Raw genomic sequence first — 12694 nt, forward strand, 5'->3', positions numbered from 1 at the left:
GTCAAACGCCACCCGCGGGTGGCGTTTTTTTTAGTAGCGATCCGGCGCAAAAGGCAGACGCTGGCCGTCGATCGTCAGATCGCGCCACGGCGGCGGCTGGGTGGACAGGCGCTCTGACTGCGCGGTTTCCCGCAGTTTTTTCGCATCCAGCGTCACAGGCAGATCGTAAAAGTTGCCTACCGGCATCCATTTGCCGTTCTGCTTGCTCAGCACAAACGCACTGCGCGCGCTGAAATCAAACATGATCCACTCCGGTTGAGCATCCCCGTTCAAATCTTTTGCCAGCAGCATGCAGTTCGACAGGTTATCTACCGGCAAACAGACCTTGATACGCCAGGCATAATCCTTCGCCAGCGTCTGCCAGACAGCCTGCTCCGGCTGCGGCTGGGGAGCGGCCAGCGGGATCTGCCGATACGCATCGGGATCGACCGGTGCCCCCACACCCTCTCGCCCGGCCAGCGCATCGCTGATCTCCTGACGCAGCACCAGATTACCTTTGATAACCGGATCGGCCAGCAGGGTACGCAGCGCCTCCCTGCCCCAGCGCAGCCACTGCGCCAGCTCGCTGATGGTCGCGCTGTCCAGCATGGCTTTATCGGCGTTGAAACGCGCCATCTGGCTGTTAACGCTGATGCGCCACGGGCTGAGCAGCGGCGTATGCAGCAGCAGTAGCAGCAGTGGGACGACGAACAGCACCCCTTTGCCGGTACGGCTGAAATCCACGGCGCTGCGCCGCTGCCGCGCCAGGCTTGCCACATAGCCGCAGGACCATAGCAGCGATACGCAGGTGACCAGCGCAGCATACAGCCGGTCCGGCGTCCAGCCGTATTGCGCCACGCGAAGCCACACCGCCCAGGCGGCGATAAGGGCGCAGACCGGCGCGAGCAACAGCGTACCGAGCAGCATACGCCGCAGTAGCCTGGTGTAAGGCGGTGCGTCGCGCTCCGGATGCCACACCAGCGCCATCAGCAACAGGAACAGCAGACACAGCGTATTAAGCAACCCGGCCCCGGAAACCTGCTGCGAAATCGCATTCAGCCCCACGCCCGGTATCGCCAGCATAAACAGCACCATGATGGCGCCAACCACCGGCAGCAGCCCGGTTGCGACCAGCGTCAGCAGGTGCTGCACCGCGACCATCAGACGGGCATTGCTGCGGCAGAGCGTCACCGTCATCGCCACAATGCAGCCGGTTATCACATACGCAAACGCACCGTTATCAAAGAACAGCGTTTTAAAGAAGTCGATGCCGATCAGCGAAAACAGGGACGCGCACAGCCAGAGCACCAGCCACCCCAGCCCGGTGGCCAGCAGCGCCAGCAGCAGCGCAAGGCCGTTGTGCCAGTAGTGGCGGAACAGCGAGGGGAAATCGCCCCAGCGTCCTTCCAGGAGACGGCTTTGCAGCCAGGGGAGCAAAAGAAACAGCATCGCTGCCAGCGCCACCACATAGCGCCACAGCGCATCGCGCTGATCCCAGGTGTCCAGCCCGGTCACGGCATACACCAGCCAGCTGCAGTGAACGGCGGCCATCATTAGCAAAAGCGCGATGCCCAGCCATAGCAATGGCTGGCGCAGCGAACGGGCGGCAAAAATTAGCGTGGAGGTGGTTATCAGGCTGCCCACCAGTAAAAACAGCAGCCAGCCGTGCTCAGCCGGTGTGGAAAACAGCGCCGTGGTGCGGTTGAGCAGGTAGATCACCCCGCCCTGAAGCATTCCCGTCAGTGGAAGCAGCCAGCGCAGCGAGGCGGAAAGCGGTGCGTCACTCTTCATCGTATCAGTCCATTGTTTAACCTGCGGGCATCATAGCGCAGGCGAAAAGCGCTGTCTTTCCGCGTGGAAAGGAAGATGCCGCGCCTCGATCAACGCAGCAGTTTGCTGTTACGACACGGTGGGTTGCGAAAATGAATGCGCTTACACTCACAAAGTTCTGGATGATTGCCCTGCTTTCATGGATATCCGGAATACTTTCCGTCGGATATGTGGATAATCCTGCCATAATTTGTGTCGCTTCGTGAGCGTAATCACAGCGTGATCCTCTACCGTGATGTTGCAGATACCCAAATCTATGAAGCCCATCGCGGTTCATCTTTACTGAAAAACCCTACAATTTTAGGTAATACCTATTGGCTAAGGAGTAGTGACATGCGCGTTAACGATTTAACCCCGCAGGATCTCAAGGCTTATGGCATCACCGGTGTGCAGGAGGTTATCTATAACCCGGATTACGACACGCTCTACCGCGAAGAACTGGCGCCGGGTCTGGAAGGCTATGAACGCGGTGTGGAGACCCGCCTCGGTGCCATTGCCGTTGATACCGGCATTTTCACCGGACGTTCGCCGAAAGATAAGTACATCGTCCGCGATGACACCACGCGCGATACGCTGTGGTGGGCCGATGAAGGTCAGAAGAATGATAATAAGCCGCTCTCTCAGGAGACGTGGACGCACCTGAAAGGCCTGGTCACGCAGCAGCTGTCGGGGAAACGCCTGTTTGTGGTCGATGCGTTCTGTGGAGCCAACCCGGACACCCGTCTCGCGGTACGTTTCATCACCGAAGTCGCCTGGCAGGCGCACTTTGTCAAAAACATGTTTATCCGCCCGAACGATGACGAGCTTCAGGACTTTGTGCCGGATTTCGTGGTGATGAACGGCGCGAAGTGCACCAACCCGGACTGGGCCGCGCAAGGCCTGAATTCGGAGAACTTCATCGCTTTTAACCTTACCGAGCGCATTCAGCTTATCGGCGGCACCTGGTACGGCGGCGAAATGAAAAAAGGCCTGTTCGCCATCATGAACTATCTGCTGCCGCTCAAGGGCGTGGCGTCGATGCACTGCTCCGCCAACGTAGGTGAGAAAGGCGACGTCGCGGTGTTCTTCGGCCTGTCCGGCACCGGGAAAACCACCCTCTCCACCGATCCGAAACGCCGTCTGATTGGCGATGACGAGCACGGCTGGGACGACGACGGGGTGTTTAACTTTGAAGGCGGCTGCTACGCCAAAACCATTCGCCTCTCCGCAGAGGCCGAGCCGGACATCTACCACGCCATTCGCCGCGACGCGCTGCTGGAAAACGTGACGGTGCGCGAGGATGGCAGCATCGATTTCGACGATGCGTCAAAAACCGAAAATACCCGCGTCTCCTACCCGATCTATCACATCGACAATATCGTGAAGCCGGTGTCAAAGGCGGGTCATGCCACGAAAGTCATTTTCCTGACGGCGGATGCGTTTGGTGTGCTGCCGCCGGTGTCACGCCTGACAGCCAGCCAGACCCAGTACCATTTCCTTTCCGGCTTTACGGCGAAGCTGGCGGGCACCGAGCGCGGCGTCACCGAGCCGACGCCGACCTTCTCCGCCTGCTTTGGCGCGGCATTCCTGACGCTGCACCCGACGCAGTATGCCGAGGTGTTGGTGAAACGCATGGAAGCCGCTGGCGCACAGGCCTACCTGGTGAATACCGGCTGGAACGGCAGCGGGAAACGTATCTCGATTAAAGATACCCGCGCCATTATCGACGCCATTCTCAATGGCTCGCTGGACGAGGCGGAAACCTTCTCGCTGCCGGTGTTTAACCTCGCGGTGCCTGCCCAGCTTCCGGGCGTAGACAGCACCATCCTCGACCCGCGTAACACCTGGGCCTCGCCGGAAGCCTGGCAGGAAAAAGCCAACCAGCTTGCCGGGCTGTTTATTGATAATTTCGAGAAATACACTGATACCCCGGCCGGGGCTGCGCTGGTGGCCGCCGGGCCGCAGCGCTAATCGTCGGGCAAAAAAAGAACCACCCTGCGGTAATGCTCGTCTGTTCAGATGACCGCTTTCGTAGGGCGGGTAAGCCTGCGCACCCGCCACGGCTGCGTTACCAAAGGTGGGTGCGCTACGCTTACCCACCCTACGCGTTGACGTGACGCCCATAAAAAAAGAACCACCGCAGGGTGGTTCTTTTTTTATGGGCGTCACGTCCTTGTCTTAAGCGCTGGTCGTTGCCGGAACGCGGGTAACCGGGATCGGCAGCCAGGCGCGAATGCGCAGCCCGTCCCGCTCGCTGCGGCCGATATCCAGTACGCCGTTATGATTGTCGACGATACGCTGCACAATCGCTAAGCCAAGCCCGGTGCCGCTGGTGCTGCGTGCGCTGTCGCCGCGCACAAACGGCTGGAACAGATGCTTCAGCTGCTCCGGCTTGATACCCGGCCCGTCATCTTCCACCTGGAACCAGGCGCGATTTAGCTCGGTGCCGCTGCTGACTTTGATCCAGCCGTTGCCGTAGCGTGCGGCGTTAACCACCATATTTGCCGCAGCACGCTTGATGGAGAGCGGGTGGATCTGCAGCAGGATTTCGCCGGTTTTCAGATCGGTTTCAATCTCCCGCTCGTACCCGCTTTCAGCAGCAATTACCTCGCCCAGCACGGCGTTAAGATCCGCCATCTCCAGCGGCATCTCCTGGCCGGTGCGCAGGTAGTCGATGAACTGCTCAATGATGTCATTGCACTCTTCGATATCTTTGTTGATCGACTCGGCGAGATAGCCATCTTCAGCGGCCATCATTTCGGTGGCGAGACGGATACGCGTCAACGGCGTTCGCAGATCGTGACTGACCCCCGCCATCAGCAGGGTACGGTCATCCGCCAGCTGTTTTACCCCGGCCGCCATATGGTTGAACGCGCGGGTCACCGAGCGCACCTCAGAAGCGCCGTACTCACGCAGCGGCGGCGGGATCAACCCGCGTCCGACCTGCAGCGCGGCATGCTCCAGATCCACCAGCGGTCGGTTCTGGATACGGATAAACAGCCAGGCACCACCGATTGCCAGCAGCATAATCGCGAGGGTATAGCGGAACAGCGGCGAGAAATCGCCCTGATGGATTTCGGTGAGCGGCACCCGCACCCAGATATTCGGCGACAGCCAGGTTTTCAGCCACACCACCGGTGAGCTTTTATTCACCTCGACGCGCACTTCAGTGGGGCCACCCAGCTGCTGCGCCATCTGCTGGCTGAGAAATTCGTAGTGCTGCGCCCAGCGCAGGCCGGCATCTTCTGCCGCCTCGTTGGAATAGAGAGAAATGCCGAGCTCGCGATAAATTTCGCGTCGAAAGGCCGGGGGAACCACCAGCTGCGTCCCGTCTTCCAGCTGCAGCTTATCGGTCATCAGCATACGCACTTCGTACGCCAGGACTTTATTAAACTGCTGCAGGCTGGGAAGGATCGCGAAGTTCAGGACCACCAGATAGGTCGTCACCAGGCTGACGAACAGCAGGGTGACGATAAGTAGCAGGGTTCTGGCAAACGAGCTTCGCGGCGAGAAACGCACTCGCCTCATGCTTTGGCGCCGTCAGGAACAAAGACGTAGCCCAGACCCCATACCGTCTGGATGTAGCGCGGGTGAGCCGGATCTTCTTCCACCATGCGGCGCAGACGCGAGATCTGCACGTCAATGGAACGCTCCATCGCACTGTATTCGCGACCGCGCGCCAGGTTCATCAGCTTATCGCGGGAGAGCGGTTCACGTGGGTGACTGACCAGCGCTTTCAGCACGGCGAACTCACCGCTGGTGAGCGGCATCGGCTCATCTTCACGGAACATTTCGCGGGTGCCGAGATTGAGTTTGAATTTACCGAAGGCGATGACAGCCTCTTCCTGAGACGGCGCGCCCGGCAGCTCGTTGGCCTGGCGACGCAGCACGGCGCGAATACGGGCCAGCAGTTCACGCGGGTTGAACGGCTTCGGAATGTAGTCGTCAGCGCCAATTTCCAGGCCGACGATGCGATCCACTTCTTCGCCCTTCGCCGTCACCATAATGATTGGCATCGGGTTGCTCTGGCTACGCAGGCGACGGCAGATGGAGAGCCCGTCTTCGCCCGGCAGCATCAGGTCCAGCACCATCAGATGGAAGGACTCGCGCGTCAGCAGGCGGTCCATCTGTTCGGCGTTGGCGACGCTGCGAACCTGGAAGCCCTGCTCGGTAAGATAACGCTCAAGCAGCGCACGCAGGCGCATATCGTCATCAACGACCAGAATCTTATAATTCTCTTGCATTGTTTTTACTCCCAAAGGTTCGGACAATAGCTGTCTGTATTCTTAAAAAACTGCGCGTCGGTAACCACATAAATCTGGTATACATTCTAGACGAAATTGTTACAAAGCATATTTAACAGCAGCTTATCACCGATTTCCCTGACAATTCTCATACGTTGCACGCAGAATTGGCTTAATAGAAATGAAGGAAAGACAGGCTGTTACCTGAAAGGCAGAGTGATGAAAACGCCCCTGATTACCCGAGAAGGCTACGAAAAGCTCAAAAAAGAGCTTGATTACTTATGGCGCGAAGAGCGCCCGGAAGTGACGAAAAAAGTGACCTGGGCGGCAAGCCTCGGCGATCGCAGCGAAAACGCCGACTACCAGTACAACAAAAAACGGCTGCGCGAGATCGACCGCCGCGTGCGCTACCTGACTAAGTGCCTGGAGCAGCTAAAAATCGTTGATTATTCGCCGCAGCAGGAGGGCAAAGTGTTCTTCGGTGCCTGGGTGGAGGTGGAAAACGACGACGGCGACATCAAGCGTTTTCGCATCGTCGGTTACGATGAGATCTTCGGCCGTAAAGACTACATCTCCATCGATGCCCCAATGGCGCGCGCGCTGCTGAAAAAAGAGGTTGGCGATCTGGCCGTGGTAAATACCCCTGCGGGCGAAGCCACCTGGTACGTTAACGAAATTACCTATCCGAAATAATCTGCGATGCCGCTCCCGGAACGCTCCGAATCCTTATCCGGCGCGTTCCACGGCTGGCATTTTGCCCCGTCAGTCCGTATAACTGTCCCCTGAATTTTTGTACTCCAACAGATGAAACAGCCATGATGAATGACTCGCTCTGCCGCATTATTGCGGGTGAACTCCAGGCACGCGCTGAACAGGTGGATGCCGCCGTACGCTTGCTGGATGAAGGGAACACCGTGCCGTTTATTGCACGTTATCGTAAGGAAGTCACCGGCGGTCTGGACGACACCCAGCTGCGCCAGCTGGAGACGCGTCTGGGCTATCTGCGCGAGCTGGAAGAACGCCGCCAGTCAATCCTCAAATCCATTTCGGAACAGGGCAAGCTGACCGACGAGCTGGCCGGGGCCATCAACGGCACGCTGAGTAAGACCGAGCTGGAAGATCTTTACCTGCCCTACAAACCGAAACGCCGCACCCGCGGGCAGATCGCCATTGAAGCCGGCCTCGAACCGCTCGCCGATTTGCTGTGGAATCAGCCCTCCCATACCCCTGAAGCCGAAGCGGAAAAATTCATCGACGCCGACAAAGGCGTGGCCGATACCAAAGCCGCGCTCGACGGCGCGCGCTACATTCTGATGGAGCGCTTCGCTGAAGACGCCGCCCTGCTGGCGAAAGTGCGCGACTACCTGTGGAAGAATGCCCATCTGGTCGCCACGGTGGTAACCGGCAAAGAGGAAGCGGGTGCGAAGTTCCGCGACTATTTTGACCATCATGAACCGATCGCGACCGTGCCCTCGCACCGCGCGCTGGCGATGTTCCGCGGTCGCAACGAAGGCGTGCTGCAGCTGGCGCTCAACGCTGACCCGCAGTTTGACGAGCCGCCGCGCGAAAGCCACTGCGAGCAGATCATCATCGACCACCTCGGCCTGCGCCTGAACAATGCCCCGGCGGACAGCTGGCGTAAAGGCGTGGTGAGCTGGACCTGGCGTATCAAGGTGCTGATGCATCTCGAAACCGAGCTGATGGGCACCGTGCGCGAGCGCGCCGAAGACGAAGCGATTAACGTCTTCGCCCGTAACCTGCACGACCTGCTGATGGCTGCCCCGGCGGGCCTGCGCGCGACGATGGGCCTCGATCCAGGCCTGCGTACCGGCGTGAAAGTGGCCGTGGTAGACGGCACCGGCAAGCTGGTGGCGACCGATACCATCTATCCTCACACCGGCCAGGCAGCAAAAGCGGCGGTTGCCGTTGCCGCGCTGTGTGAGAAACATAACGTAGAGCTGGTTGCCATCGGTAACGGCACCGCGTCTCGCGAAACGGAACGTTTCTTCCTCGACGTGCAAAAACAGTTCCCGCAAGTGACGGCCCAGAAGGTGATCGTCAGCGAAGCCGGAGCATCGGTTTACTCCGCCTCCGAACTGGCGGCGCAGGAGTTTCCGGATCTCGACGTCTCAATCCGCGGCGCAGTTTCCATTGCCCGCCGCTTGCAGGATCCGCTCGCCGAGCTGGTGAAGATCGACCCGAAATCCATTGGTGTCGGCCAGTATCAGCACGATGTCAGCCAGTCGCAGCTGGCGCGCAAGCTGGATGCGGTGGTGGAAGACTGCGTGAACGCCGTCGGCGTCGATCTGAACACTGCCTCCGTGCCGCTGCTGACCCGCGTGGCGGGCCTGACGCGCATGATGGCGCAGAACATCGTCTCCTGGCGTGATGACAACGGTCAGTTCCAGAATCGCCAGCAGCTGCTGAAAGTGAGCCGCCTCGGGCCGAAAGCCTTTGAGCAGTGCGCGGGCTTCCTGCGCATCAACCACGGCGATAACCCGCTCGATGCCTCCACGGTGCACCCGGAAGCATATCCGGTGGTGGAGCGTATTCTGGCTGCCACCCAGCAGTCGCTGCGCGATCTGATGGGCAACGGCAGCGCGCTGCGCAACCTGAAAGCCGTCGATTTTACCGACGAGCAGTTCGGGGTGCCGACCGTGAGCGACATCATTAAAGAGCTGGAAAAACCGGGCCGTGACCCGCGTCCGGAATTCAAAACCGCCACCTTCGCCGAAGGCGTGGAAACGCTCAACGACCTGCAACCGGGCATGGTGCTGGAAGGCGCGGTCACCAACGTCACCAACTTTGGTGCGTTTGTTGATATCGGTGTGCATCAGGACGGGCTGGTACACATCTCCTCGCTCTCGGATAAGTTCATCGACGATCCGCATAAAGTGGTGAAAGCGGGCGATATCGTGAAGGTGAAAGTGCTGGAAGTGGATATGGCGCGCAAACGTATCGCACTGACCATGCGCCTTGATGAGCAGCCGGGCGAAACCAGTGCCCGTCGCGGCGGCGGCAAACCGGAACAGAACAAGCGTCCGGCCGCGCAGCCGAAACCGCGCGGGCGCGAGGCACAGCCTGCCGGCAATAGCGCCATGATGGACGCGCTGGCAGCAGCGATGGGCAAAAAACGCTGATCCCTGCTCCCCTCCGCCTTGCGGAGGGGATTTCTCGCCATAGAAAATACACCTGGCGGTTATATTATTTCGCAGTAATAAAATCACTGTTATGCATTGCCGTTAATAACAACTGGCACAACATAATTACCAGACATCGCAGTTATTAATATTTAAATAACAATTAACACAGCAAATAAATATTGATGTGGATTAAATTTCATTTCCCGGTTACAAACGGTGAAATTGCGCCATATCAATTACCAGAGCAACAATTGTGAAAACTATATTTGCTCACATTTCCTGCGTTGCAGATAAAAAGCGTTCTCATTATCATTGCATCCAGTTCTTTTCTCTCTCCGTCAGCAGGCGTGATGCGCCCCGGCACGCGCCAGAACAGATAAAGCAGGCACTATGTCATACACACCAGGCAGCTCATGGAAAATAACGGGCTTTTCCTCCGCTATTAGCCCGGCGTATCGTCAGAAGCTATTATCGCTCGGCATGTTGCCCGGCGCGTTATTTAATGTCGTGCGCGTCGCCCCCTTTGGCGATCCGATTCATATCGAGACGCGACGCGTTAATCTGGTATTACGCAAAAAAGACCTCGCATTATTAAACGTGGAAGCCAGCGGCTAAATTCGGCTTTTCAGAGTGCACCATCATGAAAAATATTACTATCGGCCTTATCGGTAATCCTAACGCCGGGAAAACGACGCTGTTTAATCAGCTCACCGGCGCGCGCCAACGCGTGGGCAACTGGGCTGGCGTCACCGTCGAGCGCAAAGAGGGCAACTTCACGACTACCGATTGCGCGGTGCGGCTGGTGGATTTACCCGGCACCTACTCCCTGACCACCATCTCGTCCCAGACCTCACTCGATGAGCAGATTGCCTGCCACTACATCCTGAGCGGTGAGGCAGACATGCTGATTAACGTGGTGGACGCCGCCAACCTTGAGCGCAACCTTTACCTGACGCTGCAGCTGCTGGAGCTGGGCATTCCCTGCGTGGTGGCGCTCAACATGCTGGATATCGCCGAAAAGCAGGGCATTCGCATCGATACGGAGGCGCTCTCCGCACGGCTGGGCTGTCCGGTAGTGCCGCTGGTGTCAACGCGCGGTCGGGGTATTCAGGCGCTGAAGCTGGCGATTGACCGTCATACCGGAAACACCCCGACCGAACGCGTGCACTATGCCGCGCCACTTCTGCGCGAAGCCGCGCAGCTGGCGGCAGCGATGCCTGCCACATTGAGCGAGGAACAGCGGCGCTGGCTGGCGATTCAGATGCTGGAAGGCGATATCTACAGCCATGCCCGATCAGGCGACACTACAGATGCGCTGGCTGCCGCCCGGAACCGGCTGGAACATGAGATGGACGATCCGGCGCTGCACATTGCCGACGCGCGATACCAGAGCATCGCCACTATCTGCGAGGCGGTTAGCAACAGCCTTACCGCCGAACCGCACCGCCTGACGGCCGCGCTCGACCGCGTGATCCTCAACCGCGTGCTCGGCCTGCCGATCTTCCTGTTGGTGATGTACCTGATGTTCCTGCTGGCCATCAATATTGGCGGCGCGCTGCAACCGCTGTTTGATGGCGGCTCGGTGGCACTGTTTATTCATGGTCTGCAGTGGCTGGGCGCCACGCTGCACTTCCCCGCCTGGCTGACGATTTTCCTCGCTCAGGGGATTGGCGGCGGCATCAACACCGTGCTGCCACTGGTGCCGCAGATAGGGATGATGTACCTGTTTCTGTCGTTTCTTGAAGACTCCGGCTACATGGCGCGCGCCGCGTTTGTGATGGACCGTCTGATGCAGTCTCTCGGCCTGCCGGGGAAATCCTTCGTGCCGCTGATTGTGGGCTTCGGCTGCAACGTGCCGTCGGTGATGGGCGCGCGTACTCTGGATGCACCGCGCGAGCGGCTGATGACCATTATGATGGCACCGTTTATGTCCTGCGGCGCGCGGCTGGCGATTTTCGCCGTCTTCGCCTCGGCCTTTTTCGGACAGCGCGGCGCGCTGGCGGTGTTCTCGCTCTATCTGCTGGGCATCGTGATGGCAATCCTCACCGGCCTGATGCTTAAATTCACGCTGATGCGCGGAGACGCGACGCCGTTCGTGATGGAGCTGCCGGTGTACCACGTGCCGCATCTTAAAAGCCTGCTGCTGCAAACCTGGCAGCGTCTGAAAGGCTTCGTGCTGCGCGCCGGGAAAGTCATCGTGGTGGTGAGCGTGTTTATCGGTGCGCTGAACAGTTTTTCGTTTAGCGGCCAGCCGGTGAACAGCATCAACGACTCGGCGCTGGCATCGGTCAGTAAAGTGCTGACGCCGCTGCTCAACCCGATCGGTGTGTCGCAGGATAACTGGCAGGCCACGGTGGGCCTGTTTACCGGTGCGATGGCGAAAGAAGTGGTGGTCGGCACGCTCAATACGCTCTACACCGCCGAGGACATTCACGACGCCGAATTCGACGTTAACCAGTTCAGCCTGCTGGATGAGCTGTCCGGCGCGGTCAACGATACCTGGGAGAGCCTGAAAGCCACCGCCAGCCTGAGCGTGCTGGCAAATCCGATTGAAGCCAGTAAAGGCGATGGCGAGATGGCAACCGGTGCGATGGGCATTATGAGCAGCAAGTTCGGCAGTCAGGCGGCGGCGTACAGCTATCTGATCTTCGTGCTGCTCTATATTCCCTGTATTTCGGTGATGGGCGCGATCGCCCGCGAGTCGAGCCGCGGCTGGATGACGTTCTCCATCTTCTGGGGGCTGACTATCGCGTACAGCCTGGCGACCGTGTTTTATCAGGCGGCGACCTTCCGCGAGCATCCCCACACCAGTGTGGTGGCGATGCTGTGCGTGGTGACGTTTAACCTGGTGCTGATCACCGCCCTGCGCCGGGCGCGTAGCCGGGTGAACGTCTCGCTGTTCACGGCGGATAACTCGCCGCAGCGGCAGTGCCACTGAGGAAGATGTCATGACAAGTCTGATGGCGATACGCGACATGTTAGCGCTGGAAGGGCGGCTACAGGCGGCGCAGATCAGTCAGCGCACCGCAACGCCGCTGCCGCTGGTGGAAGCGATGCTGATGCGTCTGGAGGCGATGGGCCGGGCGACATGTGTTGCCGTTGAGGTAGATGGCTGTTTTAGCGGGCAGTGTCGGACATGCCCAGAGGGGAAAGCCTGCCAGCCGCGCTGGTGGATGCTGCGCCAGTAAATAAGGCGGGAACTCCCGCCTTTGTACCGTTCTTACTTATACACTTCGGCGGTGGCGTGGATGTCTTTGCCGTGTTTCTGGCCGCTGGTGATGACGTAATATTTTCCGCCCAGCTCATCCGCTTTTTTGGACAGCTCTTCTTTGGCGTCCATCGGCGCTGAACCTTCCGCGATAGAGATATCCCCGACCTTGGTCAGATTCATCTCTTTAACTTTATCCTTCTGCAGCTCTTCTGCGGCATACGCGCCGGCAGACAGTGAGCCGATGAGCAGTGCTGCGACAATACCTGTTACACGTTTCATAGCCATGACTCTCCTTGAAATGGGTAATT

At 58.9% G+C, this 12694-nt stretch carries 10 protein-coding genes; 6 read left to right on the forward strand and 4 right to left on the reverse strand.

From position 1 onward, the window contains the following. Window positions 1-30: 30 nt before the first annotated feature. Window positions 31-1770, reverse strand: coding sequence for a DUF4153 domain-containing protein (locus ET34_RS0110360; protein ID WP_031521796.1), 1740 nt, complete (start codon window positions 1768-1770; stop codon window positions 31-33). Window positions 1771-2142: 372 nt separating this feature from the next. Between ET34_RS0110360 and pckA the strand changes: the two genes are divergently transcribed. After that, window positions 2143-3759 carry a phosphoenolpyruvate carboxykinase (ATP) gene (gene pckA / locus ET34_RS0110365; RefSeq protein WP_031521798.1) on the forward strand — a complete coding sequence of 539 codons (1617 nt, stop codon included), beginning with the start codon at window positions 2143-2145 and terminating at the stop codon, window positions 3757-3759. 207 nt (window positions 3760-3966) lie between these two features. Here pckA and envZ read toward each other — a convergent pair whose 3' ends face one another. Then, complete coding sequence (envZ, locus tag ET34_RS0110370) at window positions 3967-5316, reverse strand: two-component system sensor histidine kinase EnvZ (protein ID WP_031521799.1); 1350 nt, start codon at window positions 5314-5316, stop codon at window positions 3967-3969. Next, window positions 5313-6032, reverse strand: coding sequence for an osmolarity response regulator transcription factor OmpR (gene ompR / locus ET34_RS0110375; protein WP_006177890.1), 720 nt, complete (start codon window positions 6030-6032; stop codon window positions 5313-5315). Before ompR ends, envZ begins: the two co-directional genes overlap by 4 nt. Before the next feature lie 219 nt (window positions 6033-6251). On the opposite strand from ompR, the gene greB reads away from it, so the two are divergent. The 5 genes from greB (at window position 6252) to feoC (ending at window position 12363) form a co-directional block, all read left to right on the forward strand. Next, complete coding sequence (gene greB, locus ET34_RS0110380) at window positions 6252-6725, forward strand: transcription elongation factor GreB (RefSeq protein WP_031521801.1); 474 nt, start codon at window positions 6252-6254, stop codon at window positions 6723-6725. A gap of 122 nt (window positions 6726-6847) precedes the next feature. Next, a complete protein-coding gene (locus tag ET34_RS0110385; RefSeq protein ID WP_031521803.1) occupies window positions 6848-9172 on the forward strand; it encodes a Tex family protein in 2325 nt (774 codons plus the stop codon). 393 nt (window positions 9173-9565) lie between these two features. After that, window positions 9566-9790, forward strand: a complete 225-nt coding sequence (feoA, locus tag ET34_RS0110390) for a ferrous iron transporter A (protein ID WP_031521805.1) — start codon at window positions 9566-9568, stop codon at window positions 9788-9790. 25 nt (window positions 9791-9815) lie between these two features. Beyond that, window positions 9816-12113, forward strand: a complete 2298-nt coding sequence (gene feoB / locus ET34_RS0110395; protein ID WP_031521806.1) for a Fe(2+) transporter permease subunit FeoB — start codon at window positions 9816-9818, stop codon at window positions 12111-12113. Between the two features lie 10 nt (window positions 12114-12123). Further along, the gene (feoC, locus tag ET34_RS0110400; protein ID WP_031521808.1) at window positions 12124-12363 is read left to right on the forward strand and encodes a [Fe-S]-dependent transcriptional repressor FeoC; all 240 of its coding nucleotides are present in this window, start codon (window positions 12124-12126) and stop codon (window positions 12361-12363) included. A 32-nt stretch (window positions 12364-12395) separates the two neighbouring features. On the opposite strand, the gene ET34_RS0110405 is transcribed toward feoC, so the two are convergent. Then, a complete protein-coding gene (locus ET34_RS0110405; RefSeq protein WP_031521810.1) occupies window positions 12396-12665 on the reverse strand; it encodes a YdgH/BhsA/McbA-like domain containing protein in 270 nt (89 codons plus the stop codon). Window positions 12666-12694 lie beyond the last annotated feature (29 nt).

It is taken from the genome of Siccibacter colletis, assembly GCF_000696575.1.
GTDB classification, from domain to species: Bacteria; Pseudomonadota; Gammaproteobacteria; order Enterobacterales; family Enterobacteriaceae; genus Siccibacter; species Siccibacter colletis.